The organism is Phytomonospora endophytica, from assembly GCF_014202425.1.
Classification (GTDB): domain Bacteria; phylum Actinomycetota; class Actinomycetes; order Mycobacteriales; family Micromonosporaceae; genus Phytomonospora; species Phytomonospora endophytica.
The window spans coordinates 43,621-68,103 of the sequence record NZ_JACHGT010000016.1; the positions used below are offsets into that span (position 1 = coordinate 43,621).

Consider the following 24,483-nt stretch of genomic DNA (forward strand, 5'->3'; position numbering starts at 1 on the left):
TCGGCGTCGATGGATGGCGGGCGATCCATGAGCGCGGCTCATGTGCCGGGGTAGCGTTGCCGCGTGACCACCTCCGAACTCGCCCCCCATGAGCTGCGCGTACTGGTGTCGGTGGCCGAGGCGCGCGGTTTCGGCGCCGGCGCGGCCAGGCTCGGACTGACGCAGTCGGCCGTGTCCCACGCGGTGCGGACCGCCGAGCGCAAACTCGGCGTCGTGCTGTTCACGCGCGGACGGCAGGGCGCGGCCCCGACCGAGGCGGGCGCGCGGGCCGTCGCACGTGCCCGGCACATCCTGCGGCTGCTCGACACCATGGGCGCCGAGGTCCACGCCGCCGGCGGCGGCGAGGTGACGGGGACCGTGCGGATCGCGGCCTTCCGCAGCGCCGCCGTGCACGTCCTGCCCGGCGTGCTCGATCGGCTCGCGGCACGACACCCGGGGGTGTCGCCGCAGGTCAACATCGTGCGCGAGGTCGGTCCCGGCACGACCGGCGAGGTCGCCGACGGGCGCGCCGACCTGGCCGTCGCCACCCTCAACCCCGACACGTACCCGATCCCGAAAGGGCTGCTGTCCGGGAAACTCTTCGAGGAGCGCTACCTGCTCGTCCATCCCGCGAGCGCACCGGACCCTCGCGGGCTGCCGCTGGTCGACTGGGCGGAGAACTGCTCGTCGCACACCCGCGGCTGGTGGCGCGACCAGGACTGGATGCCCACGGCGACCGTGACGGCCGAGGACGACGGCGTGGTCCTGTCGATGGTCGCGGCGGGCATGGGCATGGCGGTGGTGCCGGAACTGTCACTGCTGGGCGCGCCGGGCGGAATCGTGACGCGGGATCTGGGACCGGACGGACCGAAGCGGCAGGTCGGGTACGTGGTCGCGCCGGGGATGGCGCAGGGCGCGGCGGTCCGCGAGCTGATCCGCGGACTGCGGGAGACGCCGGTGGGGGTCTAGGTCGTCCCTACCCCAGGTACTCCACCACCGCCCGCTCCGTCCGCTCGAAGATCAGCGTCGTCCGGAACCGCGCGATCTCCTTGCGCTTGGCGAGCCGGTCGACCAGAAACGCGTGCAACCGCTCCGGGTTCTCCACGGCCACGTGCAGCACGAAGTCGTCCTCGCCGCTCACCACCGACAGCGACAGCACCTCCCACCATTCCCCGACCGCCGCCTTGAACGCGTCGATCTGCGGCCGCGCCGGCAGGCGCAGCACCACCGCCACGAAGGCCTGCGTCCCACGGTTGAGCGCGGGCAGGTCGATGTCGGCGTGATAGCCCTTGATCACCCCGCGCCGGGTCAGCGAGCGCAACCGCTCCAGGCACGTCGAGGGCGAGATATCCAGGCGCCTGGCCAGCTCTCGGCTCGACAGGCGCGCATCCGTCTGAATGAGGCGGATCAGTTCGGCGTCGCGTTCGTCCACAGGCCCGATTCTGCCATCGTTTCCGGACGATCGTTCGGTTCGAGGGTACTTATTCAACGCAGATGACTAGCTTTCGCACCTCCACACCGCACATATGGAGGTTCGCGATGACCACCCGACTCGGCCCCTGGCAGGGCGTCGCCGTCTACGTCGGCTCGGTGCTCGGCCCCGGTGTCCTGGTCCTCCCGCGACTGGCCGCCGACGCCGCCGGACCGGCGTCGCTGGCCGCGTGGACCCTGCTGCTGGCGTTCAGTGTCCCCGTCGCCGCGACCTTCGCCGCACTGGGTGCGCGGTTTCCCGACGGCGGCGGCGTCTCGACCTTCGTCCGGCACGCCTTCGGCGCCCGCGCGGCCGCGTCGGTCGGCTGGTGGTTCTACCTGGCGATACCACCGGGTGTCGTGGCCGGCGCCCTGATCGGCGCCGGGTACGTCGCCGGCGCCGCCGGACTCGGCGAGCGCGGGACGATGGTCGTCGCCCTGGGTCTGCTCGCGGTCGCGTTCGCGGTCAACCATCGTGGGCTGCGCCTGTCGGGCCGGGCTCAGCTGGCGCTCACCGCCTTGCTGGTCGTCCTGCTCGCGACGGCGTCGGTCGCGGCCGCCGGGCACTTCGACGCGGGAAACTTCCGGCCTTTCGCCCCGCACGGCGCGGCCGGGGTCCTCGACGCCGTCGGGGTGCTGTTCTTCGCCTTCGTCGGCTGGGAGGCGGCCAGTCACCTCTCGGCGGAGTTCGCCGACCCGGCCCGCGACCTGCGCCGGGTCACCGCGGGCGCGCTGGCGACCGTCGCCGTCCTCTACCTCGGACTGTCCACGGTGTCCATCGGGGTGCTCGGCGGCGCCGCCGCGACGGAGGAGACCCCGCTCGCCGCGCTCCTCGCCGTCGGACTCGGGCCGCGCACCGGCTGGGTCACGGCGGTCGTCGCGCTCGCCTTGAGCTTCGGCGCGGTCAACGCCTACATCGCCGGTGCCGGCAGGCTCGGCGCCGCCCTCGGCCGTGACGGCGTGTTCCCCGCCGCGCTCGCGCGCGGGTCGCGGCCGGGCCAGGTGCCGCATCGCAGCCTCGCCGTCCTGGGCGGACTGACCGCGGTCACGCTGCTGGGCCAGTCGCTGCTGGGCGTCGGCATCGAGGAGCTCATGCGCGTCACGGTGGGTTTCCTGGCGGCGGTCACCACTCTGGGCTGCGCCGCCGCGATCCGGCTGCTGCCCAGGGGAAGGGGACGGCGGATCGCGATCACCGCGACGGTCTCGTCGATCATCCCGCTGGCCTCGGTCGGCTGGTTCCTGGTGTTTCCCGTGGCGCTGGCGGCCGTGGCGTGGTGGCGGTCAGGCGAAGGCGACCTCGCCGTCGCCGATGCCCGCGAAGTCCAGTAGCGCCTCGGCCTCGGCGGTCACGGCGGCGCGCTCGGCTGTCGACAACCCGCCGAAGGTCTCGACGCGCAGGACGCGTTTCCCGACGAGGTCCCACATCGCGCGGACCCGCCCGCCGACCAGGACGGTCGGGTAGATGACCGCACCGACGCAGACCCGCTTGCGGACCTCGGCGGTCATCATGCGCGAACGGTCGTCGTAGGCGACGATCAGGTTGTCGAAGTAGGGCAGCAGCCGGACCGGTGCCTCGTCCACTTCGGACAGCTCACCGTCGGGCACGTCGTACAGCTCACGGCCCGACTCGTCGCGGTAGGCCCGCAGGTCCATCCCCGCGACGACCTCCTTGAGCCGCGTCAGGCCCGACCACATCTGCACGTCCTTCACGCTCGCGGGCCCGAAGGCCCGAAGGTAGCGCTCCACCAGGAGTTCCCTGCTCGGCTCGGCCTCCAGCGGACGGCCGAGCCACTCCTCGGCGAGCGTGAAAGGCGTCGCCCCGCCCTTGTTCCAGGTCCCGTTGGGCGGCGGGTGCACGACCGGCACGAGCATCTGCGCCGACCAGGCCAGCGACAGCGGCGGCACCCCGGGCCAGCGCTCGGCGAGCACGTCGCGCAGCTGCGGGCGGGTGAGGGTGCGGCCGGCGAGGGTTTCCCGCGCGGCCTTCGCCAGTTCGTCGAGGTCCACGCCGACGGTGTCGCGTCCGAAGGCCGACTGCCGGATGCGCGCGAGGAGGGGCTGCATCAGGGCGCGCATCCAGCCGAAGTCCTCACCGGTGACCAGGTGCTGGGTGCCGCGCAGGACGGAGGAGCGGACGACCGTGCGGTCTTCGAGTGCGCGGGTCAGTTCGTCGTGGCGGAAGTCGCGCAGGCGGGCCCACAGGCTCAGGTAGGGGGTGTTGGCCTCCTGGCCCTGTAGCCCGGCGAGCCGTTCGACGGCCGTGGCGGCGGGGAGGTCGACGCGGTCGAGGAGCAGCTGCCGGGCGAGGGCGGTGCGGTTCAGGACGTGGCCGGTGAGGACGTTCATGAGGACGAGGTTAAGAGCCCTTGCGGACGGATACGGTCCGCAACAGTTCGGCGGTGTAGTCGGCGAGTCTGGCGGCGTCGCCGGGGTCGAGGGTCTTGAGCGACGGGTCGACGGGTTTCCCCCGGTCGTCGGCGGTGAGGGGGGTCGCCGGGGGGCGGTCGATCCAGTCGTGGATGGGCGCGACGGACTTCGCGATGGGTTTGGCGAAGACGCGCAGGCCGTACATGACGGTCTTGAGGACCGGGTTGAGGAAGGACGTGTCGCCGCTGCGGGTGAAGCCCGGGTGGTACATGACGAACGGGACCCGGGTTTCCTCACGCGCGAAGGCGACGCCGAGGAGGTCGGTGCAGCGGCCGCCGTGGAGCTGCGCGGCGACCATGCCGTACTGGCGGGTGAGCTGCATGTCGTCCCAGGAAACGGCTCCGGCGGTCGCACCGACGCCGGCGACGCTGACGATCACCGGCCGGGGCGCCGCCGCCAGCGCCGGGAGCAGGGCGTGGGAGAGGAGGTGACGGCTGAGGTAGTAGGTCGCGAAGACCGATTCGAGGCCGTCGACGGTTTCCCTGCGGTACTTGGCGACACGGTTGGCGAAGAGCGCGAGGGCGTCGACGGCCGGGAAACGCCCGGTGATCTCGGCGGCGACGCGGCGGTTCTCGGCGATGCTCGACAGGTCGGCGCGCAGGTAGGTCAGGCGCGACGTGCCGGCCTCCCGGGTCAGTGCCGCGCCTTTGGCGGCGTTGCTGCCGATGGCGACGACGGTGTCGCCGCGCGCGAGCCGCCCCAGGGCGAGGGCGCGGCCCATGCCGTCGGTGCCGCCGCTGATCACGATGGTGCGGGTGCCGGTCTGCGTATCGTCGGTCATGGGGCGATCGTGAGGGCGCCGCCGAGGGCGCGCAAGGAGGCAGTTTCATGTCGGGTACGCACAGCGATGTTCCCTCCGTGGTCACGGCGCCACTGCCGGATCCGGTGCCGCGAAACGAGTACGAGGCGTGCCCGGTGACGGCGGCCGTGCGGCGGGTCGGGGACAGGTGGACGCTGCTGGTGCTGTCGGTGCTGAAAGGCGGGCCGCGGCGGTTCAACGTGCTGGAGCGGTCGATCGAGGGGATCAGCCAGCGGATGCTGACGCGGACGCTGCGATCGCTGGAGTCCGACGGACTGGTCGACCGGACGGTGTTCGCGACGAACCCGCCGAGCGTGGAGTACGCGCTGACGGCGAAGGGGCGAGGGCTGCTGGGGGCGCTGGCGGGGCTGGCGGCTTGGGCGATGGAGCACGCGGAGGGCGAGTGAGGGAGAGATGAGGGTCACGTGGCGGGAATCGCGGGCGGGCCGCGAGCCGCGCCACGCCCGAACCGCGAAACGAGATATGCCCCTTCCCCGCGGACCGTCCGAAGTCGCCGGTGTTCGCGAAAGGGCCGGATTCGCTGCACGGACGGGCCGGTTCGCGGTGGCCGCCGCGGCCTTGCCAGGCGCGACAAAAAACCCCGGCCGAAGCCGGGGTTTCCCTGGTGGGGAAGGGGGGAGTTGAACCCCTCTTCTAGACCCATTCTGACCAGGGACGTCCCGATTTGCACTGACGTCTTTGGGGGTATTTGAGAAACCCACCATAGCCGAGAACGGCCCAGTTGCCCCCCAGGGGGCACCCGGGGGGCAAGCGAGGGCGTGCGCTAACTCGTCGCCGCCCGGGGGTCCTTCGTCGCCGTACGGCAGCAGTAGGCCGGTGTCGTCCACGGGGGCGCCGTCCTCGGGCACGGCGATCGCCATGGCGATCCAATGGGCGCTGTAGGGCTGGTCGTTGACTCGGTAGCCGACGACGCTCATGCCGGTGCGGCTGAGGTTGGCCGTAGCGCACTGGACATTCTGCGGGGCAGTCGTGAACGGGTTCGAAAACGCGATGATTCGGTTACCGCCTTTGAGGTCGAATCTGACCCCAAGTGTCTGGGGAACGTTGGGCTTGGGTGCGGCGAACCTTACGACCCCGGAAGCGACATCACAGACGTTGCCGAAAGCGGCCTCAACCGCTTCGGCGAGTGCGCGCAGTTGCACCGGCCCGTTGGGCGGGTCGCTGCTCTCGGGGTAGGGCAGTTGCATGTTCGGCGTGGTCCCCATGAGTCGGTCTCCTATTCGGTCCAGTCGATTTCGAGCGCGCCGGATTGCGGGTCGCCGGACAGGCCGACGGCGGTCAGCGCCGGTCCGGCCGTTGAGAGCGCGACTCCGCGCGCGGTGCCGTCGGCGAGCAGGGGCGGCCATGCGGCGGGGAGTTCGAGCCATGCGCCTTGTCCGTGGTCGAGGGCGCCGATGGTGTGGAGCGCGGCGGCTTCTGTCGGGGGTCCGGGGGTGGGTTCGGGGTCGGCGTGGAGGTAGGCGACGACGTCGGCCGGTCCGGCCGGGCCGGACGGCGCCCGGTCGATCCAGACCCGTCCGCCGGTGGCGGTGAGTCCGGCGAGGGTCGCGCCGGGGGTGGTGGCGTACCACCAGGCTCCTGTGTAGACGGCGCCGGTCGCGTCGCCGCCCTGGCGCACGTCGTCGGTGGTGGGTTGGCGCACGCCGTCGCGGTAGGTGCCGGACTCCACCGGCACGAACACGTCTGTTCCGGCGGTCGGCGCCGACGGCGGCGCGGGCGGTAGGGGCTCGTCGTTGGTGCCGAGCTTGCCGAGGACGTACCAGGTTCCGCCCGGGGTGCCGAGGATGAGCACGACGTCTTGCGCGGCGGGTGTGTAGGCGGCCAGGTGGGTTGCCTCCACTTCCCCGCCGTCGAGGTTCACGGTCACGTCGTCACCGTCCACGCCCGTCACGACGCCGGTTCGGGTGATCGTGGCCGGGGCGGCGCGCAGCACGTCGGCGAGGTCAAGCGGCACGGTAGGTCTCCTCGATCGGTTCGGACGGGTCAAGGGTCGTGATCCCGGATTCCAGGGCGCGGACGGTGTAGGTCGCCGCGCCCCCGGCGGCCGACAGCGGCATGTCGACGGTGAGCAGGCGGCCGGAGAACTCCAGGCGCGGCGTGCGGACGGTCACGACGTCGCCGGGCTCCAGCCACGGGACCGGGACGGCGGTGATCGCGATCTCGCGGTCTCGGCCCCTGATGAGCGAGTCCATACGGGACCGGGCGGTCTTCTCGGCTTGCGCTTTGGTCTTGATGACCTTGGAGACGTAGAACGTCGGGACGCGCCCGAACGGGCCATCCCATCGGGTCGGCGCGCCGGGGGTGACGTCGTAGGCGGTCGCCTGCCGGGGCGCTTTCTTGTCGGACGCCTCGCCGCGCGCCACCACGGCGTTGTAAACGCCGTCGCGGCTCGTCACGAAGGCGCACCCGAGGAGCCCGCCGGAGGCCGACCCGGTGAAGGTGTGGACGCTGCTCTTTCCGGCGGCGAGTTCGCGCACGATCATTGTTCCGTCGGGCCCGGCGTAGGCGGCGGCGTCAAGGGCACTGGCGAGGGTCTGCACGGCCTCCAACCGGGACTCCTCGTACACGAGGGACTTGGGCACGGGCTCGTCGTCCACAGCCCATGTGGACAGAGGGATCAGGCCCCGGCACAACCGACGGAGTTCGCCGACGCAGGTGGCGCCGCGCTTGGGTTTCCCGGGTGCGAGAAACCGGGAATCCTGTACGGCCGACATCCGGTCGAGTCCCTCTACCTCGATACGGGCGCCGCCCGACACCCACACACCGGCGCGGTTCTGCCGGTAGGACTCGATCACCTTCGTCTCTTGTATCCGGTACCAGCCGAGCGACACGAGTTCGGAGCGGGCGCCGGGGATGCGGGCGCCGCGCCAGACGTGGAGCTGTGAACCGTAGGGGGACAGGCCACCGGCGCCGATGGGCACGAGGTCGCCAGTCGGGTCCACAATGGTCGCCGTGAGCCGGCCTCGAATGTCCTCGGTGGACGACAGCGTTACTTTTCCTTCCACGAGCGGGATCCGGGCGCGGACGAGCCGCCCGCCGTGCCAGAGGTCGGCGCGTGTGATGACCTCGTGACTCGACCGGATGACGGCGGCCAGGGCCTCGCTGTGGCGGATCACGGCGTGTCCAGCAGGCGTGCGGCGGCGTGCGGCTCGTCGAGTTCCTCGCCGGGGTCGTTGCTGGTCGTGGGCGGGACGTGGCGCAGCAACTCCAGCCACGACGGTTTCTCGGCGATCACGTCGGCCCACGTGTCGTAGGCGTCGACGACCGTTGCCCACGTGTACAGGTAGGACGTGATCGTGGTGCCGGGTGCGGCCACCGCCGTCAACGCGAACTCGAACAGCCGCGCGGGGGCGTCGCCGCGCTTGGGTGAGCGGCGCCGCTCGGAGACCTCGCCCAGTAGCCAGTACCGCGAGGGCCAGCCCCACGACGCGGGCGGTCTGATAAGGACGGTCGGGGAGCGCGTCAGCTCGCGCATCGCGGCGGCCTCGTCGTCGGTCTTGGTGAGCACGACCATGGTCGACTCGGGTTCTTGGCGGGTGCCGATGAGCCCGACGGCCAGGGCGGAGAGCATCGGCCGCAGCACTTCGGCGGCGCGCCCGTAGGTGAGTTCTTCCCAGTCGGCGACGCGCCACCGCATCGCGGTGGACACGTCGGTGGGGTCGTGGACGACGGGGCATCCGGTGATGTCCATGGTGATCGGCGCCGACGGTGGCGAGGACGGCGAGGCGGTGCCGATGGTGTCGTAGCCGACGGCGGTATAGGTGGCCGTCTCTCCGAAAGGGACCTCGAAGTCGAGGAACACGGCCGGACCGGACACCAGCGCGCGGACGGCGCCGCGCACGGTGTGCAGGCCCGTGGCGTCGGTCCGGTACAGAGTGATGGTCTGATTGTCGGCGCCCGGGGTGACGATCACCTCCACATAGGGCGCGATGCCCTCATAGACGGGGGTGACGGTCGGCGCGGCCGGTGGCGTGGTCATCGCGTTGCCCTCCCGGTGATCCGGCGGGCGAGCGCGTGGCCTTCGGCGCGCACCTCGGTGCGGACGATCCCGGTCAGCTCCGTCTCACCGATGTAGACGCGCACGACCGGCCGGGAGATCGCGGCCAGCGCCGACCCGGACAGCCGGAACGACGGACCGGCCGCGAAGGCCCGCAGCCCGCCCGCACCGGGGAGTGCGTCGGTGGCCATGTAGGACACTGGGACCTGCACCGGCGGGACCGGGGAGCTGAACAGATCCCCGATCCAGTCCCCCGCACTGGATAGCCAGTCGGGGACCTTGATGGACTGGAACCAGCCGATCACGGCCTCGATCTTGTCTATCAGCCCGTCAAAGAACCCGGTGATCCCGGAAACGGCGGTGTCGATCGCGCCAGTCAAGGTCTCCCAGGCGTCCACGGCCTTGTCCCGGCACCACTCGAACGCCGCCACCACTCCATCGACGACAGTCGATATGGCCGTACCGATGGCGGAGAACGCCGCATCCACGATGTTGCGGAAAGTCTCGGATCGCTTGTAGGCAATGACGATCGCAGCGACGAGCGCGACGATGCCCAAGATGATCAACGCCAGGGGGTTGGCGGCCATGACGATGTTCCATGCGAGCTGGATACCGGTCCAGATCGCCGTGGCCACCCGCACGGCGCCGATCACGATCAAGTAGGCGGCGAACGCCGCCGTCAACCCGCCGATGATCGGCACGAGGATCTGCGCGGCCGTCGAGGTCCCGGTGATCCAGGAGACGAACGACCCGACGGCCGACCCGACCGCGATCAGACCGGGCACGAGCGTGCCGGACACGAACTCGCTCACCGCAGTCATGGCGGGCAAGAGGCGCTGCCCGAGGACGGCTTGAGCGTTCTCCCAGTTCGCATTCGCGATCTGCTGCGCCCCTGCCGCAGAACCGGACTCCCGCGCGAACTGGCCGGTCGCGTCGGCGGTCTGTTCGGCCAGCAGGGCCAAGGTCGCCTGCGCGTTGGCGTTGCGCTGCGCGGCGGCCGTCGAGGTGTCCAGCCCGAGAGCGGAGATCTTGGCGTTCACGGCGGCTTGAGAGATGCTGACGCCGTAGCGCTCGATCGGGTCGCGCTCTCCACGTAGGAGACTCCCCAGCGCCTCCACCGCTTGGCTCGTCGGCCCGCCGAAGGTCGCGGCGAGGTCGGCGCCGAGCGTAACGAGGTCGTTGGTCTGTGTGGACAGTTCCCCCATGGGGGTGCCCATGTTCTTCAACTGCGCGCCGAGCACGCTAGCGAGTTCGGCGTAGGCGTTCTTGGACAGGCCGACGGTTTCGGCCGACGTGTCGGCGTAGCCCTTGACGGCTTGCGCGGCCTTCCCGAACACCGATTCCACCGCGCCCATGGACTGCTGCACGTTGCTCGCGGCGGTCATCGACTCTTGGGCGAAGGTGAGCACGGAGTCGACGGCGAACGCCCCGGCGAGGGCCGTGCCGATGCCTCCGGCGACGCGGGCCATCTTGGACATGCCACTCTCGACACTGCCCATGGCCTGCCGGGCCTTGGACGCGTCGCCGTTGATGCGGATCAGCAGGGTTGCCGGTGCGGCCATGTCGTCACCTCCTCGCGGCTCGTCGTTGTGCTTCGGCTACGTCCTCCAGGACCGCGCACATCGCCCGGGTCTCGCCCCACGTCAGGTCCCGCAGGTCCACAGGGGAGCACTGGTAGGCGTATGCCAGGCGCGCGCGGAGCATGGTCAACCCCTCGGGGTCCGTGTAGGGTCCTCCGGCTCGTCCTCGCCGTCGGTCTCGCCGTCGGCGGCGGCGTCGGCGGCCTCGCGGACCTTCGCCCACGTCGACATCCCCGACCGTTCGTAGATGACGGCGAACGGGACTTCGCGACCGGCGCGGCGTCGCCCGACCCATTCGAGGGCGGCGAACCTCTCGCCCGGTGCGGTCTTCTCTGAGTAGAGGTCGAGGCGCAGGCGCTTGTGGATTTCGTCAAGCTCGCGGTGGGTCACCTCGTCCATGCCCGGCACCTCCACCGGGAGGAGGTCCAGAGTGGATTCCGCGGTTTCGGCCGGCGCCGGGCGGTCGGTTCCAGATCCCTTGCGTGCAGCCATTTCAGGCTCCTTCGATTTTGTCGAGAATGGATTGGAGGTCGTCGACGTACACCGCGAGCCAGACCGGTTCGAGTCGGCGCGCGGCCTCGCTCACCCACGGGTTGGGGGCGATGTTTCGGGCGGGCCATCCCCAGTGGATGGGCAGTGCGTACGGGACGGACGCCCGGCCTGCGCGGATGATCGCCTTGCCGACGGCGCGGTTACCGCGCACCGTCGCGGCCAGGCGGCCGGTGCGGCGGGGTGCCGACGACGCGGCGGCCCCGGCCACCATGGAGGCGGCCTTGGCGTTGGCGTTCTTGAGGTCGGCGACCTCGGCCCCGGCCTTGCGCAGGGAGATGCGCAGGCGCTCGGCGCCGATCACGTCCACATCGGGGCGGGTGGTCATCACGGCGCCTTGCGCGTGCCGTCGGTGAACGGGATGGTCACGGTCTGCGTGGTGCCACCCCCCTTGTTGGACACGGTGATGGTCAGTTCCCCGGTCTCGGTGTATTTGTGGGTGACGGCCGCACCGTCGGCGGTGGCAACGGTGTCGTCTGCGGTGTCGGTGTCACCGAAGCCGATCGCGGCCGGTCCGCCGCTGGTGATGGTGACCTTGGCGGTCTTGCGGTCGGTGTCGGTCTTGTCTTCGGCGACGGTGAACACCGGCTTGGGGATGTTCGGCCACTGAGGAGGGTCCCAACGCGAGATCGGAAGCTCCAGGTCGGACGTGAGCGAGGAGGCGACGTCGCCGCCGATGTCGCCGACGCGGCACTGAACGGTGCCGCTGAAGGTCGGCCCGCCGTCGGCGTTGGGCAACCACTCGAACTCAACCACCCGGCCCTCGTTCGCGAGCAGGAAAGCCTGGAAGCCCTCGGGCGAGTCGAAATCCTGAATCGCGGTGACCTTGAGCTTGCGGGAGGTGGTGACCTCGGGGACGTCGGTGTCTCCACACAGGACCTCGACGGTGTCGCCGGACTCGTCGTAGTCGGTTCCGATGGTGACGTTGGTGGGCTGGCAGGAGAAGTCGACTTCTACGCCGTCGGTGCCGGTGAAGGTCAGCTTCCCCTTCTTCACGCGGGATTTGGTGATGCTCATGGCCTCGGGCCTCTCATGTGGTCAGACGGATGCGGAGACCGGGGACGAGGTTCCCGGCGGTGTCGGTCCCGGCGATCTGCACGGGGTCGATCAGCTCGACGGTCCCGACCTCGGTGAGCGCGTCCAGGAGGGACGCGACGAGCGGGTCAGCGGCGTCGATGGCGGTCGTGGAGTCGGCGGCCGGGAGGACGACCAGGGCGTGCCAGGTGATCGCCGCGCCGTCGGCGCAGCCTCCACGGGGGACGGTCTGCACCCACTCCGGCCACCCATCGAAGGGCGCCGGGGTGTCGGGCATGTGGCCGTAGCCGGTGATGCCGTCCACGCTGGACAGCGCGTTGGCGATCGCTTGCCGCGTCTGCTGCTGCATCAGCCCATCACCACCTTGCGAGTCGGCCCCTCCAGGCGCTCAAGCTCGGAGTCGATGGCGGGCAGGCGCACCGGCCCGTACTCGTCGGCGCCGCCCATCACGCCCAGCGGGACACCGCGAGCGGCCACCGCGCGAGCGCAGCGGCGCAGCAGGGCGGCGTACTGGTCGGCGTCGGGCCCGTCGGCGGGAACGCGGCAGGCGCGGCCCTGCGAAGCGATCTCGGCGGCCAGGATGACGCCGAGCTCGGCGTCATCCACGCTGGACGTCGCGAGCTTTAGCCACGCGCGGACCTTGCCGACGTCGGGGTAACCGTCCACGGTGGACACCCCCGGATTTGGGCCGGCCCCGGCCGTTCGTCAGTCCGAAAGGGACGCGGCAGAGGCAGATCCGGCAGCGGGGAAGGCGCCGCGCCCGGCCGCCGCCGGGCGCGAGCCCGACGGCGGCCAGCGCGAGCCACACGCGCACGAGCGGCGGGCGCGACACCAGCCGCCAGTACGCCGCCGTGATCGCTGCCTTAAGCGCCTTCACTTGCTCGGCGCCGAATCGGGCTTCGCGGCGGGGGGCGTGACCTTGCAGAACGCCTTGGCCTCCAGGAAGCCGTAACTCACGTATCCGCCGTAGGCGACCTCCACGCCGAGCAGCGAAGGCTCCACTGCGGACAGAAGCCCGATCACCTGCTCGTAGAACTCGAACATGGACGACGAGCCGACGATCACGGACTTCTCGGCCAGGCCCGGGACCACGACGCGCGGAAGGGCGAGCACGTCGCCGGAGAACCGCGACAGGTCACCCGATCCGGCCGGGGTGTTCCCGAAGGACAGACGCGCGGCGTCGGTGACGCTGCCCATCGCCGCCCACATGTCCACAGAGCACCAGATCCGGTCCGGCAGCTCCCCAGCCCCGGCGTACGCCGTGGCGGCGGCGCCGTAGAGCGCGGCCGACCAGCCCTTGAGCGTGTCGTCGGCGGCGGCGACGGTCTGCGTGACCCCGGTCCCGAAGGCCGTGGCGGCCACGGATTCGGTGGTCTTGCCGTAGATGTTGGCCAGGTCAGAGATCAGGATGTCCCACACCCCCGGTGCCGACCAGTCGATGTCCTGCCGGGACACGTTGACGCACCCGCCGTAGGTCTCCTTGGTGAAGTCGATCGGGTCGATCTTGAGGGCCTGCGACGGGATTTCGGTCTTCTCCGCTGTCTGCTTGCCGACGGTCGTGTGCTGGGTGATCTTCGGGCGGGAGAACGACTTGCCGGGGATCCCGCCGAGCGGCTTGATGCCCAGCGAGGTCAGAAGTGGACGGTTGGTGTCGATCAAGTTCACGACCTGGCCGACGATCGGCTCCGGCAGGATGCCGGGGGTCTCGGCCGTGGTCTGCTTGGCGACGGCGCGCGCGGCGCGCTCCAAGCGCTCGGCGGCCCCGGCGTCGGCGGGGATCCCGAGGTGCGGGGCGCCGCCCTTGGCGCGCAGGTGATCGAGCACGAACTCACCGGCGGTCCGATACACCGGCCCGTCGGCGGCCGGGGCGTTCGGCGCGGCCGATCGCGGGCTCGTGGTCGCGCCGCCGATGGCGCGGGTCATGGTCGCCGAGGAGTCGGCGCGCAACTCCTCGAACTCGACCAGCGGCGCCAGCTGCGCGTCAAGCGCGGCGATGCGTTCGCGGGCGGCGGACAGGTTGGAGGTCTCGGCGTCGACGAGGTCGCGCTCGTCGGATTCCACCTTGGACAGAAGCTGGTCGATGAACTCGACCTGCGCGGCGCGCTCGGCCTGTAGACGTGCGATGACGGCGTTCATGGGAAGGCTCCAGACAGGACAGACGGTCAGGTCTGTTCGGGTGCCTTCCGGGTGCCGCTCGGGTGGTGCCCGCGAGTGCGGGTCCGGCGCGAGTCGGCGGCGCAGCGAGGCGGCGCGAACTACTAAGCCAGATAGTAGGTCATGCGGCGATGCCGTCGCGCCACTTCCGCCACTCCTCCAGAACGGGACGCATCGTCTGCTGTGGACCCGGCCGGACGGCGCCGACCGCGCGGTCGAAGGACCGCACGAGCGTCACTCCAGCGTCGGCGTAGGCCGGGGTCGCGCACAGCGACACTTCCAGTAGCCGGGCCTCGTGGTGGGTCAGGTGCGCCAGGTCGCCGTCCCTTGTGGGTTCCTGCACGGCGGTGCGTCCGGCAAGGGGCATGAACTGGACGGACAGGCCGGTCATCATGCCCTCGTCGGCCAGGCGCGCGGCTTCCTGCGCCTGCGGCGCGCTGTCCAGTTCCCACACTCCATAGAGGCCGTCGGGCTGCTCGTCCCACTCGATCGCTCGGCCGATCGGGAAGACCGATGTGGAGTGCGACAGCAGCAGTGGCAGCGCGCGGGCGGCCTCGGTGATGGACTTCTTGAACGCGCCCGGTGCGATGGACTCGCGGTACCAGCCCCAGGAGTCCATGACCTCCTCGGAGCGTCCATACGGGACGGCCAGGCCCTCCAGGCGCGTCCTCGTTGGACCCCCCGAGCGTCCGGCCGAAGTCGACAGTTCGAGGGCCGGGGTGAGGCGAAGCCGCGGGGCGTACTGGCGGCGCTCGGTGCTTGGCGTGTAAGGCATCGGGGATCGTCTCCTGTGGATCGTTCGCGGCCGGGTCGGTTTCGGCCGGCGGGGGCGGCGCGGGCGTGTCGAGAGGGGACAGTCCGAGGTGGATCCTGGCTTCGTTGGTCGTCATGAGACCGGCGGCCGTGGCGGTGGCCAGGGTCGTCACGGTGGTCTGTAGGTCGTCGGCGAGCAGCAGGCGCCGGTTGAATCGCAAGTCGTGCCCGCGCGGCAGTAGGGCGGCGCCCCAGACCTGTTCGACGTCGGTGAGGATCGGCTCCAGGGTGGTGCGGAGAAGGTTGGTGTACATCGGACCCGGGGACTTGTACGTCAGCGAGGCCGACGGCCCGCCGACCCAGTACGGGTCGAGCCCGAAGATGTTGGCCACGTCCACGAGGGTCATTCGGCGCGCCTCGGTGAGTTCGGCGTCCGATGGGGACCACGACAGCGGGGTGATGACCGTTCCGGCCGGGAACACTCCGGGCCTGCGTCGGGGCCCGCCGTAGAGGTCTTCCCACTGGGCTTTCGCCGCCTCGGCCTCCTCCGCGCTAAGCCGGGTGTTCGGCGCGACGACGGCCACGCTGGGCACGGCGCCGTCGGCGAGCGCGGAAAGCTCGTACTCCTCTTCCATCACCGCCCGCCGGAGTGTCCGAAGGTGACTCTCGACGACGCCGATGCCGCGTGCGGGGCACCAGGGGTCGGCGCCGCGCTGCACGTGGATCACGTCGCCCGGCTCGACCTTGCGGCCCCGGATCCAGTAGGCGCGGCGGGTGTAGTCCTCCTCGGCGCACTCGATCGCGACCCAGCACGCCGGAACCCAGCGCACGGCGGCCGGGTACCCGTAGGAGTCGCGCGCGACGACCAGCGCTACGGCGTTGCCGTGCAACAGGTAGTCGTCCACCGACTGTCCGGTGAACCACGACAGGGACACCGACGGGTCGGGTTGGGCGAGCACGCGGGGGCGTGGCATCAGCTCATCGCCCTTGTAGTCGTCCATCGTGGTCTGGCGGACCATGCCGGTGATCAGCAGCAGCGCGCGAGCGACGGCGGGGATCGAGCGGGCGCGGTCGGTGTCCATCCACACCGGACCGGCGCCGTCGGGCCAGATGATGCGGTTGAACGGCGCGCCGACCGGCGCCGGGGGCGAGGGCGCGGCGGCGGCCGGTGCGGATTCCATGATCACCACCATAGCCGCATCTACTAAGCCGCATAGTAGGAAGCATGACGAACACGCCGCATCCGCAGCGCTCCGCCGACAAGCACAAGGCCCGCCAGGGCCTCACGCTGGCCATGACGGGCCTATCCGCCGCGACCGTGCTCGACGTGCTCATCGGACACGAGCTAGCGCGGCGCGGTCTCGAACTCGGCGAGGCGGCCCACCTCGAACTCGTCTCGATGGTCGCCGGGGTCGTCGACGACGAGTTGCGCGGGCTCGAACTGGCCGCCCGAGCGCCGATCGCAGCGGCGACCCGCGCGTCCTAACAGGATCTCGAAGGCGCCCAGCGGTTCCGGCGCGGCCTCGATCGCCCACACGGCGAGGGTGACCGCGACGAGCGGCGCGACGTCGCCCGCGCTGCCCCGGCGCCCCCACGCCCACCCGTCGCCCACCGACCGGCGGGCGGCGGCGGTCGCGGCGGCGTCCAGCACCGGGTCAGCGGACAGCCGCACCGTCCCTGCGCGCATCCCCGCGATGAGCCCGGCACACGCGCGGGTGTACTCCGTCGTGGACGTCTCGTGCAGGATCTCGGCGAGCGCATCGTGTCGCCGCGCCTCGTCGGTGACGTGCGCGATGGGCGAGCGCGAGTCGGCGACCGCCCACCGTGGACGCCACCGCCCGGCCAGCTCGACCAGGCGCGGCACCACCCACGCCGTTCCCTCCCGCCGGTCGGCGACCTCGGCGACCAGGCGCCCGCCCGCGTCGCGCCACCCGATCGCGACCGTGGCAGAGGACCCGTCCACGGGACCGTCCCATGTGAGCACCACCCCGCCCGGCTCGGGTTGCGGCGGCTCGTGTTCGCGGGCCGCTTCCCACAGCTCCGCCGGAATCGCCAGCTCCAGGACCGCGCTCCACCGGTTGCCGTAGGCGCGGCCGAACTCCCCAGCGGGCAGCAGCTCGGCAGCCGATGCGATGGCCTCTGGGCGGAGCGTGTAGCCGCGCGCCGGGTGGTGGGCGTAGACGGTCTCGACGTCGACCGGGGCACCGTCCGGAAGGGACCACTCGAAGTACGCCACAGTGGACGTGCGGGCATCCGCCGGCCTTGGGTCCGCGGTGAGCGCTCGTCCCTTGTCGACGAACTCGCGCAGCCACGCACTCGTTGCGGTGCCAGCGGTCGAGACGATCCACAGTTGAGCGTCTCGCGTCGTCTGGGTCGGGATGATGGCTTGGGCCAGCTCGGCGCCGCGCACAGCGTCGAAGGCCCACGCCTCGTCCACGCTGACGAGATCGGTCGTCTTGCCGTGCAGCGCCTCGGGACCGGGTGAGAACGGCCGCAATGTGGACGCCAGGGCCTCGTATCGCAGCTGCTCAGAGCCGTTGGACATCCGCGACGTCGTCAGTGTCGCCAGTGGAGACGACTCGATCGCGTCGACGTGCTCAAGCCACAGGTCCCGCGCGTCGGCGCGGGTCTGCGCGGTCATCCACACCCGGCGCCGCCGCCCGGTCAGGCACCGGTGCGCCGAGAGCGCGCCGAGCAGTGTGGACTTTCCCGCCTGCCGGGGCACGGTGACCACCACGACCCGGTACGCCCACTGGCCGGTTGGCGTAATCTCCAGGGCGGTGTCACAGACCTGCCGTTGCCACGGCATGAACGGCGCCCCGATCGACGCCGAGACCTTCGCGACCTTCCCGCCGAAGGTGAGCCGGGACAGGTCACGTGGGGTCGCGTAACGCGGCGGGGCCGGTGCCAGCATCGGGCTTCCCGAGGTCTTCCAACAGCGCCGTCAGCGCATCGGGCGCCGCCGCACCCCGCGCGGCCGGAGTCAGCCCGAGGTCGGCCAGGGTCGCGCGCAACTCAGCGGCCAGCTTCGCCGCCGCCCACCGGTCGTCATCGAGTCCGGCACCGTCCAAGAGGCGGGCGAGCGCGCGGGCGGTGGCGGCCAAGGGTCCATCCGGGACGGTCTGAATCGTCTTCCCGCGTTGCCCAGCCGCAATCGCCTTGCCGACCGCGCGCTCAGCCGGACCGGCCGGGCGCTTGCGGAGCCCGGGGAGCGCGTCACGCTGAGGCGTCTTCTTCGGCATGCCCACAGCGTCTCATGTCGACATGCGCATGTCTGCATAACTGGTCGAGCGTTCGGCCAATGTAGACCGCCCCCGGTAGCAGCCGGGGGCGGTCACGTCAGATTGCGAATCAGGGTGCCTGAATGAGGTTCTTCAAGGAGCTGAACTCGGCCGCCGAGACGGTGAGGGTCGGACTCCCCGTGCCCAGCTTGGAGTCACGCAACTGCACCTGGTCGCCGAACAGGCGAAGCTCAACGCAGTTGGCTCCGCTTCCCTGGCTCCGCGAAGACTTCCGCCAAGGACCGATCGTGGTCACGATAGATACTCCTCAATGTCTCGTGCAACGTCGTAAACGCGCTCGAAGATGTCGCGGTACGGAGCGACCGCGTCGGGCTTCTCCAGGTACGACCGATCGCCGAGCCCTTCCAAGTACACAACCGGAACGTCGAACTCGCCGGACGGGGGTACCACGATCGTGAACGGCCCGGACATCATCCCCGGGTGTAGACGATCAACAACCCGGATGCTGACGTTAGGCCGCGCTGCCAGGACTCGCAAGCGTGAAAGCTGCTCGTCTCGTGTGACGCTGGGCAACTGCGCCAGGTAGTGGATCGCGGCGAACCCGATCACGGTCCGGACGGTCGGCCCGCCGTCGGCACGCTCCAGGACGGTCGTCTGGCGGCCTACGCGATCGCGTCGAATCTCGCGCCCGGTGTCGGGTGACGTCGCGTCCTCGGCAGCCTGCACCGCCTCCATGTAGGCCACCGTCTGGAAGAGTCCGGGCACGTACTCCGATTCGAAGACGTCGATGCGCTCCGCGTGCGCCTCCAGGTCAAGGAACAGGCGGCCTTCGCGCGGGATGCTCACGTTGCTTTCCGTGACGTCGGAGCCCTGTTCGCCCAGCAGTCGCAGGCTCATCAGGTGGGAGTAGTCGTCGCCCGTGACGTGGAAGAACCGCAGTAGCTCAATGGCGTCGTTCTGTTTGACCGCCCGCGTTCCGGCCTCTATGTCCCCGAGTTTCTGCGCTGAGTAGCCCTGCGCTGCGGCCACGGCTCGCCCGCTGAGTCCACGCGCGTTACGGAGGCGCTGAATAGCCTGCCCGAACTGGCGTCGCGCGAGCGCCGGTTTCGGAGCGTTCCCCTGTACGACCATCCCTCAAGTGTTCCAGAAAACGCCTCCCAGAACGGAACACCCGCCGCCGAACGTCCATTCTCGATGCTCCGAATTCGAAGCGGGGTGCCCTCCTTCCCTTGTGTGACATGGGCGTTTAGCGTCTTTGATCAGAGAGGATGTGAGACCCCCCCACCATCCTTTGTAATCGCCGGACCGTTCGAGGGGCCTGCTGTCGCGAGCGGGATCTGTGGGCGGTCCGGCCGTGGGGGGATCGGGCGCGGTGACTGGTTCCGGTGCCCGGTCCCCCAGCCAAGTCGAGGGGGCGGACATGATCGAGGTGGGGCCGATGAGTCCACAGGAGAGAACGGCGCGGCGCGCGGCGATCCTGGCACGGCCGATGAAGCACAAGGCGCGCCTGCGGCGGATCCGGTTGGTTCACCGGATCATGTTGGCGCATCACCGTATGGACGGCTTTCCGATCTGCGCGTTGGGTGGGTGCCACAAGGCGTACCCGTGCCCGACACGTGTTGAGGCGACCCGGACGCTGTACAGCCTCGGGGTGTGGCCTGACGATCCGTCCGTCGCGCTTCCCGGGCAGGAGACGGCCGCGTGAGCGCCGTCGACCTCGCGGAGGCGTGGGCGGTGTGGGACGCACACGACCAGGTGATCACGCCGTATCGGGTGTGTCGTGAGGGATGCCGCGAGGAATGGCCGTGCACACGCCGTCGGCGCGCCGACCTGGAGCTTCGCGAGGCGGGGGTTGACCCGTTCGCGATTCGCCGTAAGGAAGCCACCCTGCCCGGGACTTGACCGGGCGCACAGACTCCGCGCCGCCGGGAAGACGGTGGCGCGGTGCCGGGGCGGTCTCACGGTTTTCGTTGGCCCGAGACCGTCCAGAAGCGACCCCGCCGCCGGGCTAGTTGGTCCCGGGGGCTGGTCGCTTCTATACCCGGTCGCCGCTCTCGCTTGCCGTAGCGGGAGTGCGGCCGGAGGACCGCCCGCGTGTGGCAGCGCGCGGGCGGGCGGGGCGTTGATTTGCAGCAGCGCCCCGAGGGTCGTCGGTGGTGGGCGACGGCCCGGGGGTCGCCTTGTGAGCGCGAGGCGGCCCCCGCTTTGTGTCCGCTGTAGACGCTAAGGTGCCGACGTGCCCAGTCCGTTCGAGGAATTCACCGCCGGAATCCGCGCCGGGCTGTCCACGCTGGACGAGGCGCGGCAAACCGCCCGTGCCGCGCGGGAGGCGATCGCGCAGGCGAGGGCCGCGCTCGGCGACGCCGCGCAGGGAACCGAAAGGCTCTCCGGCTCGCTCGCCGCCCTCGAACAGGCAATGTCCACGTTGGAACGCGCCGACACAGAAGCCGCCGCCGCCGATGAGGAAATGCGTTCGTACCTTGTGGACATCGGGGCCTCCGCCGGCCCGGGACCACCCCCGTCCACAGTGCCCGAGCCCGCGTCGCCGAAACCGTTGGTGAACAAGCCTTTCCCGCCGCGCCGCCCACCCGACCCGGGCAAGGTTGAGCGCGTCAAACCCCATATCGGTGACCCGAAGACCGTCGGGCACGCCTACGACGCTGACGGGCAGTCGCTCGAAGCCGTCGCCGAACAGTGGAGCGGTTACGACGGCCCCGGGCGTGGCGGCCCTGGGCTGATATACCCGCACCGGCACATGACCTCACTCACCGAGCACGTAGAGGGCCACGTGGCGGCGTGGATGCGCACCACCAAGACGAAGTACGTCGAGCTGTACACCAACAGGCACCCCTGCGACGACGACAAGCCCAACGCGTGCGTGGCCAGGATCGCCGAGGCCCTGCCCGACGACACGTACCGGCTAGTGGTGTACTCGACGATGAGCAGGGGCGGAAGCACCAAGCGGACGATCTTCAAAGGCAACGGGAGGGGCGTCGATGGCGATCTACAGTAGGCAGACGGAGTTCACCGAGCCGGTGGAGTGCGACGCCGCGACCTATGAACGCCTCGTTGAAGCAGAGGGCGAGTCCACCACCGAGCTAACGGCACTGGCGCGTGAGCTTGGCCTAGAGCCGCCCGATGAGCACCGGTGGTCGCTGCTCATGGAGTTCGGCGTCGATGGGACTGAACGGCTCGTGTGGCATCGCACCGAGGAAACGCCGCTGACTCCCGAAGAGATCGAAGAGGAACACCGCAAGCACCCGGACATGCCACGCGACGTCCGCGACCAGTAGCAACCGGTGCCATCCGGGCGGCATCCGTGAGGATCATTCGCGTTCCGGTGTGTTCTCGCGTGGGGTGGGCCCTTGCGGGGGAGAGACGGACAAGGGACGCGGGGTGTCCGGCCAGGGCTCCCAGGAAAAAACCCCGGGCCTTCACCAGCGCGAGGCCGACGGCGCCGCCGTTGGCGCGCTCGTGGGCAGGCGCGGCGGGTCGGTGTACCAGTCGGCGACGTACCGCGCCCACTGTGAGGGCCGCTCGCGGGCGGCGCGGCGTAGGCACTCCTCGCGGCCGGGGTCCACGAGTTCGAACACCGCGCCCGCACGGGCGTAGGCGGCCACCTGGCCGCGCCCCGGCGCGGTGTGCACGATGTAGACGGTCCCGCCCGTGGGCGGGGTGGCCAGCAGCGAGCGGACAGCAGCGGCGCGGGCCACACCGGCGAGTCGGATGGGCAGCCGGTCACGGCCGTAGCGCGTCCCGCCGAACGCTTCTACGAGGTCGTCATAGTCCACGATGGCGTCTTGCTCAGTGGCCAGGTCCCGCACGCGGGTGGTCTTCCCGCCGCAGGGCGGGCCGATGACCACGACCAGCGCGCCCGGGCGGCGCACGAGCGCGCCGGACCGGGTGTTGCAGGTCGAGCACGCCGCCCGCAAGTTGCCCGGCTCATCGCCGCCGCCGTGCGCTCGCGGCACGATGTGGTCCACGGTGCGCGCGTACCGGCCGCACGGCGTACCGGTCGGCCCGGGGACGAGGCACGTCCACCCGTCCCGGTCGAGAATCCAGGCGCGCAGGCGGCGCCAGGCCCTTGTGGAGCCCGACGCCGCCAGCAGAGACATCGCCCGCTCTATCCGAAGAGGATCGAGCAGCCGATGAGCACGGCCATGATGGACAGCACCGCAATCACGTATCCCGCCAGCACCAAGGCAACCAACTGCACGACAAGACCGAAGGTGGTTGTCCGGTGTGGACTCCGCGGTTCCGGTCGCTCCGCGCCGGCCACGGCTGTCCGGTCCATGATGGACAGGCCTGGGATTGTGGACGCCGCGCTGTCCCAACAGGCGTCGAAGTCGTCAGGCTGCTGCACTGGCGCTCACCTCCTCGGCGGGGTGTCCGGTGCTGAACTTCAGCCCGCATCCGGCGCACGTCTGGTGGGTGTGCACGGCGCACCCGCACCGGCCAAGCCAGCTGTGCAGGACGGGTGCGACGACGCACACCATGTCGAGGACGAGCGCCGTCCCGGTCTCCTTAAGGTCGCTCGATAGGCACTGTGGACAGGTCAAGTCGCTCACGTTGATTCCCCCGTACGGCGGTTGAGTTCGTGGTGCCGGGCGTCCACGTCGGACGGCGGCGGCTTCGGTGCGTCGTGCCAGCGGGAGCCCTGTGGGAGCCCGCACCGGCAGTAGGCGGTGCCCCGGTGGTCCTCCGGGACGGCCGGGTCTGGCCGGTAGGGGTGCGGGCGCAGTGGCCGCCCGCATCCCCTCGGGTGGCTGACAGCCACCCTCAGCCCGGCCAGCCACCGGTCAAGCGGCGGCGGGCAATCCGGCATCATCGGCGCCGTCGTCGTCCACTTCGGGCAGCCCGGCGAAGTGCTCCGGCAAGGTCCGGTTGGGGCCTCGGTGGAACGGGTTGGGACGGTCGGAAGGGCGGTCGATCTCGGGAGGTCCGACCGACGCGAACGCGTCGGCGGGTTCTTCGTCTTCCCCGTACCGTCCCGTACCGTACGAAGCCGGATAGCTCGCGTCCCCGTGGTCGGCGACCTCGGCCCCGTGGTCCGCCCGTGGTCGGCGAGCGCCGATCTCGGCCAGGGTCAGCAACCGCATCCCGGCTTCCCCGGGTGTGCGTTGCCCCTTGCGCTGGTTGCACTCGCGGCAGGACGTGACCATGTTGGACGCTCCGGCCGCGATGCGCGGGTCTACGTGGTCGAACTGCTGCCCGGCGGCTCCCCTGGTGTCCTTGGGGTTGGTCTCCCGGGCGCAGTAGCGGCACATCCCGCCGTCCCGCTCGCGCAACTGGCGACGCAACCCCCGGTCGTCGCGCTCGGCGGCCTGCCGCGTCTTTACGGCGGCCTCAATCGCGTCGGGCTGGAAGTCGAGGAAGTCGTGCATCAGGTAGTCGAATCCTTCCGGCCACCGGTTGCGATGGACGTCCAGGCACCGGCACTTCTCGCCGCGCTTGTGCACCAGCGGTGCCTTGCCGTGCTTTGTGGACACCAGCATGTCCAGCAGCGGCGGCGTCGAGAACTCCCTGACCATGGCGACGGTCAGGAACCCGTTGGAGTGCGCCAACGACGCTTCACCCAGCAGAGCCGACCACGACCCGAACAACGCCAGGAACTTCAACGGTGACGTGGCCAGCACCCGAAACTTCATGTTGCGCGCGGCCTCGGCCTGCTTTCTCACCCACATTTCACGCCCGTCCTTCCCGCACGTCCGAACCCGAACCGCCACCAGCGATGCCGGGGCGGCGTGGCCGGGACGTCGGTCCCGCGCGTCCACACCCGCACCGGCACGCCGCACCAGTCGGTCAGGACCTCCCGATAGGTGCTCTCCGGCCGGAACGCGCCCATGGGTGGCGAGTCCAGCAGCAGCCCCCACGCGTCGAGGTGGTCTTGGCGTACAACGTGGACGACGGCGCCGAACCTGCCGCAGACGAGCGAGGCCGGGAGCGGCGCGCCGTCGGCGACGAGCGCGGCCAGCCCGGCGAGCGCGGCGCTCCAGCGGTCGGCGGGTGAGCCCGGGGTGGTCGGGTTGGTGTCGGCGAGCGCGGCCAGGTGGTAGGCGGCCTCGCGGTAGGCGCTTCGCGTCTCGGCGCGGTAGGTGCCGGTCACGTGCACAGGCCCGGTCGCATCGCGCGGAACCGGCGCCGGGGGCGGCGCGGCGGTGAGGGCGGGGGGTTGGGGATGACGGCGTGTTCGCGGCGGTAGTCCTTGATGGACTCCACGGAGACTTTGTAGAGCTTGCCCACGCGGTAGCCGCGTAGCTTGCCCTCCTGCAGGTACTTGCGGATCGTCGGTTCGCTCGCCGGAAGCATCTCCCCGGCTTGAGCCGTGCTCACAAACTGATCGTCCTCGATTTCGACGGGCCTCAACGGCGCTCCCCTTTGGACTTTGTAGGAACTGGTTCGTAGCCGCATCACAGGCCACTGACCAGCATGGATACCGATTCAACGACAGATGATCTTGAATGGATGCGGCCCGGC

Annotated in this window: 32 protein-coding genes and 1 pseudogene; 7 read left to right on the forward strand and 26 right to left on the reverse strand. The window is 70.6% G+C overall.

The window, feature by feature from the left end:
- Positions 1-63 precede the first annotated feature (63 nt).
- Complete coding sequence (locus tag HNR73_RS30355; protein WP_184791115.1) at positions 64-948, forward strand: LysR family transcriptional regulator; 885 nt, start codon at positions 64-66, stop codon at positions 946-948.
- Between the two features lie 7 nt (positions 949-955).
- Here HNR73_RS30355 and HNR73_RS30360 read toward each other — a convergent pair whose 3' ends face one another.
- On the reverse strand, positions 956-1,411 hold the full coding sequence (locus HNR73_RS30360) for an Lrp/AsnC family transcriptional regulator (RefSeq protein ID WP_184791116.1): 456 nt from the start codon (positions 1,409-1,411) through the stop codon (positions 956-958).
- Positions 1,412-1,518: 107 nt separating this feature from the next.
- On the opposite strand from HNR73_RS30360, the gene HNR73_RS30365 reads away from it, so the two are divergent.
- Positions 1,519-2,778, forward strand: a complete 1,260-nt coding sequence (locus tag HNR73_RS30365; protein WP_184791117.1) for an APC family permease — start codon at positions 1,519-1,521, stop codon at positions 2,776-2,778.
- Here the strand turns inward: HNR73_RS30365 and HNR73_RS30370 are convergent.
- Complete coding sequence (locus tag HNR73_RS30370) at positions 2,731-3,795, reverse strand: winged helix DNA-binding domain-containing protein (RefSeq protein WP_184791118.1); 1,065 nt, start codon at positions 3,793-3,795, stop codon at positions 2,731-2,733. The genes HNR73_RS30365 and HNR73_RS30370 overlap by 48 nt on opposite strands.
- Before the next feature lie 10 nt (positions 3,796-3,805).
- Complete coding sequence (locus HNR73_RS30375) at positions 3,806-4,657, reverse strand: SDR family NAD(P)-dependent oxidoreductase (protein WP_184791119.1); 852 nt, start codon at positions 4,655-4,657, stop codon at positions 3,806-3,808.
- 47 nt (positions 4,658-4,704) lie between these two features.
- On the opposite strand from HNR73_RS30375, the gene HNR73_RS30380 reads away from it, so the two are divergent.
- Positions 4,705-5,082 carry a winged helix-turn-helix transcriptional regulator gene (locus HNR73_RS30380; protein ID WP_184791120.1) on the forward strand — a complete coding sequence of 126 codons (378 nt, stop codon included), beginning with the start codon at positions 4,705-4,707 and terminating at the stop codon, positions 5,080-5,082.
- Between the two features lie 830 nt (positions 5,083-5,912).
- On the opposite strand, the gene HNR73_RS30385 is transcribed toward HNR73_RS30380, so the two are convergent.
- From HNR73_RS30385 to HNR73_RS30465, 17 genes and pseudogenes are all read right to left on the reverse strand, one after another.
- Complete coding sequence (locus HNR73_RS30385) at positions 5,913-6,650, reverse strand: hypothetical protein (RefSeq protein WP_184791121.1); 738 nt, start codon at positions 6,648-6,650, stop codon at positions 5,913-5,915.
- Positions 6,640-7,812: a DUF5047 domain-containing protein gene (locus HNR73_RS30390; protein WP_184791122.1), complete on the reverse strand. Its 1,173-nt coding sequence runs from the start codon at positions 7,810-7,812 to the stop codon at positions 6,640-6,642. Before HNR73_RS30390 ends, HNR73_RS30385 begins: the two co-directional genes overlap by 11 nt.
- Entirely contained in the window at positions 7,809-8,675 is an 867-nt protein-coding gene (locus HNR73_RS30395; RefSeq protein ID WP_184791123.1) for a hypothetical protein, read from the reverse strand. Before HNR73_RS30395 ends, HNR73_RS30390 begins: the two co-directional genes overlap by 4 nt.
- Entirely contained in the window at positions 8,672-10,255 is a 1,584-nt protein-coding gene (locus HNR73_RS30400) for a hypothetical protein (RefSeq protein ID WP_184791124.1), read from the reverse strand. The genes HNR73_RS30395 and HNR73_RS30400 overlap by 4 nt, the downstream gene beginning before the upstream one ends.
- A gap of 4 nt (positions 10,256-10,259) precedes the next feature.
- Positions 10,260-10,397 (reverse strand): hypothetical protein, encoded by a 138-nt coding sequence (locus HNR73_RS30405; protein ID WP_184791125.1) that lies wholly within the window; start codon positions 10,395-10,397, stop codon positions 10,260-10,262.
- A 2-nt stretch (positions 10,398-10,399) separates the two neighbouring features.
- Positions 10,400-10,765 carry a hypothetical protein gene (locus HNR73_RS30410; RefSeq protein WP_184791126.1) on the reverse strand — a complete coding sequence of 122 codons (366 nt, stop codon included), beginning with the start codon at positions 10,763-10,765 and terminating at the stop codon, positions 10,400-10,402.
- Position 10,766: 1 nt separating this feature from the next.
- Positions 10,767-11,150 (reverse strand): HK97 gp10 family phage protein, encoded by a 384-nt coding sequence (locus HNR73_RS30415; protein WP_184791127.1) that lies wholly within the window; start codon positions 11,148-11,150, stop codon positions 10,767-10,769.
- A complete protein-coding gene (locus tag HNR73_RS30420; RefSeq protein WP_184791128.1) occupies positions 11,150-11,839 on the reverse strand; it encodes a hypothetical protein in 690 nt (229 codons plus the stop codon). The genes HNR73_RS30415 and HNR73_RS30420 overlap by 1 nt, the downstream gene beginning before the upstream one ends.
- 13 nt (positions 11,840-11,852) lie before the next feature.
- Positions 11,853-12,206: a hypothetical protein gene (locus HNR73_RS30425; RefSeq protein WP_184791129.1), complete on the reverse strand. Its 354-nt coding sequence runs from the start codon at positions 12,204-12,206 to the stop codon at positions 11,853-11,855.
- The gene (locus HNR73_RS30430; protein ID WP_221331204.1) at positions 12,206-12,532 is read right to left on the reverse strand and encodes a hypothetical protein; all 327 of its coding nucleotides are present in this window, start codon (positions 12,530-12,532) and stop codon (positions 12,206-12,208) included. Before HNR73_RS30430 ends, HNR73_RS30425 begins: the two co-directional genes overlap by 1 nt.
- A gap of 198 nt (positions 12,533-12,730) precedes the next feature.
- On the reverse strand, positions 12,731-13,993 hold the full coding sequence (locus HNR73_RS30435) for a phage major capsid protein (RefSeq protein WP_184791131.1): 1,263 nt from the start codon (positions 13,991-13,993) through the stop codon (positions 12,731-12,733).
- Positions 13,994-14,132: 139 nt separating this feature from the next.
- The gene (locus HNR73_RS30440; RefSeq protein WP_184791132.1) at positions 14,133-14,786 is read right to left on the reverse strand and encodes an HK97 family phage prohead protease; all 654 of its coding nucleotides are present in this window, start codon (positions 14,784-14,786) and stop codon (positions 14,133-14,135) included.
- A 103-nt stretch (positions 14,787-14,889) separates the two neighbouring features.
- Positions 14,890-15,957, reverse strand: a pseudogene (locus tag HNR73_RS41255) (phage portal protein); the annotation flags it as partial.
- A 152-nt stretch (positions 15,958-16,109) separates the two neighbouring features.
- Positions 16,110-17,678 carry a phage terminase large subunit family protein gene (locus HNR73_RS30450; RefSeq protein ID WP_184791133.1) on the reverse strand — a complete coding sequence of 523 codons (1,569 nt, stop codon included), beginning with the start codon at positions 17,676-17,678 and terminating at the stop codon, positions 16,110-16,112.
- Positions 17,638-18,006 (reverse strand): hypothetical protein, encoded by a 369-nt coding sequence (locus tag HNR73_RS30455; RefSeq protein ID WP_184791134.1) that lies wholly within the window; start codon positions 18,004-18,006, stop codon positions 17,638-17,640. Before HNR73_RS30455 ends, HNR73_RS30450 begins: the two co-directional genes overlap by 41 nt.
- A gap of 109 nt (positions 18,007-18,115) precedes the next feature.
- Positions 18,116-18,301 carry a DUF397 domain-containing protein gene (locus tag HNR73_RS30460; protein ID WP_239121937.1) on the reverse strand — a complete coding sequence of 62 codons (186 nt, stop codon included), beginning with the start codon at positions 18,299-18,301 and terminating at the stop codon, positions 18,116-18,118.
- On the reverse strand, positions 18,298-19,137 hold the full coding sequence (locus HNR73_RS30465) for a helix-turn-helix domain-containing protein (RefSeq protein WP_184791135.1): 840 nt from the start codon (positions 19,135-19,137) through the stop codon (positions 18,298-18,300). The genes HNR73_RS30460 and HNR73_RS30465 overlap by 4 nt, the downstream gene beginning before the upstream one ends.
- Positions 19,138-19,426: 289 nt before the next feature.
- Here HNR73_RS30465 and HNR73_RS30470 point away from each other — a divergent pair, with 289 nt between their 5' ends.
- The 4 genes from HNR73_RS30470 (at position 19,427) to HNR73_RS30485 (ending at position 21,299) form a co-directional block, all read left to right on the forward strand.
- The gene (locus tag HNR73_RS30470; protein ID WP_184791136.1) at positions 19,427-19,711 is read left to right on the forward strand and encodes a hypothetical protein; all 285 of its coding nucleotides are present in this window, start codon (positions 19,427-19,429) and stop codon (positions 19,709-19,711) included.
- Positions 19,708-19,908 (forward strand): hypothetical protein, encoded by a 201-nt coding sequence (locus HNR73_RS30475; protein ID WP_184791137.1) that lies wholly within the window; start codon positions 19,708-19,710, stop codon positions 19,906-19,908. The genes HNR73_RS30470 and HNR73_RS30475 overlap by 4 nt, the downstream gene beginning before the upstream one ends.
- 334 nt (positions 19,909-20,242) lie before the next feature.
- Entirely contained in the window at positions 20,243-21,019 is a 777-nt protein-coding gene (locus tag HNR73_RS30480) for a DddA-like double-stranded DNA deaminase toxin (RefSeq protein WP_184791138.1), read from the forward strand.
- Positions 21,003-21,299 carry a hypothetical protein gene (locus HNR73_RS30485; protein WP_184791139.1) on the forward strand — a complete coding sequence of 99 codons (297 nt, stop codon included), beginning with the start codon at positions 21,003-21,005 and terminating at the stop codon, positions 21,297-21,299. Before HNR73_RS30480 ends, HNR73_RS30485 begins: the two co-directional genes overlap by 17 nt.
- A 141-nt stretch (positions 21,300-21,440) precedes the next feature.
- Here HNR73_RS30485 and HNR73_RS30490 read toward each other — a convergent pair whose 3' ends face one another.
- The 6 genes from HNR73_RS30490 to HNR73_RS30515 all read right to left on the reverse strand — a co-directional run bounded on the left by HNR73_RS30490 (position 21,441) and on the right by HNR73_RS30515 (position 24,339).
- Positions 21,441-22,121, reverse strand: a complete 681-nt coding sequence (locus HNR73_RS30490; protein WP_184791140.1) for an HNH endonuclease — start codon at positions 22,119-22,121, stop codon at positions 21,441-21,443.
- 8 nt (positions 22,122-22,129) lie between these two features.
- Positions 22,130-22,369, reverse strand: a complete 240-nt coding sequence (locus tag HNR73_RS30495) for a hypothetical protein (protein WP_184791141.1) — start codon at positions 22,367-22,369, stop codon at positions 22,130-22,132.
- The gene (locus tag HNR73_RS30500) at positions 22,356-22,574 is read right to left on the reverse strand and encodes a hypothetical protein (RefSeq protein WP_184791142.1); all 219 of its coding nucleotides are present in this window, start codon (positions 22,572-22,574) and stop codon (positions 22,356-22,358) included. Before HNR73_RS30500 ends, HNR73_RS30495 begins: the two co-directional genes overlap by 14 nt.
- 231 nt (positions 22,575-22,805) lie before the next feature.
- Positions 22,806-23,690, reverse strand: coding sequence for an HNH endonuclease (locus HNR73_RS30505; RefSeq protein ID WP_184791143.1), 885 nt, complete (start codon positions 23,688-23,690; stop codon positions 22,806-22,808).
- Positions 23,681-24,112 carry a hypothetical protein gene (locus HNR73_RS30510; protein ID WP_184791144.1) on the reverse strand — a complete coding sequence of 144 codons (432 nt, stop codon included), beginning with the start codon at positions 24,110-24,112 and terminating at the stop codon, positions 23,681-23,683. The genes HNR73_RS30505 and HNR73_RS30510 overlap by 10 nt, the downstream gene beginning before the upstream one ends.
- Positions 24,109-24,339 (reverse strand): helix-turn-helix domain-containing protein, encoded by a 231-nt coding sequence (locus tag HNR73_RS30515; RefSeq protein ID WP_184791145.1) that lies wholly within the window; start codon positions 24,337-24,339, stop codon positions 24,109-24,111. Before HNR73_RS30515 ends, HNR73_RS30510 begins: the two co-directional genes overlap by 4 nt.
- Positions 24,340-24,483: the final 144 nt, after the last annotated feature.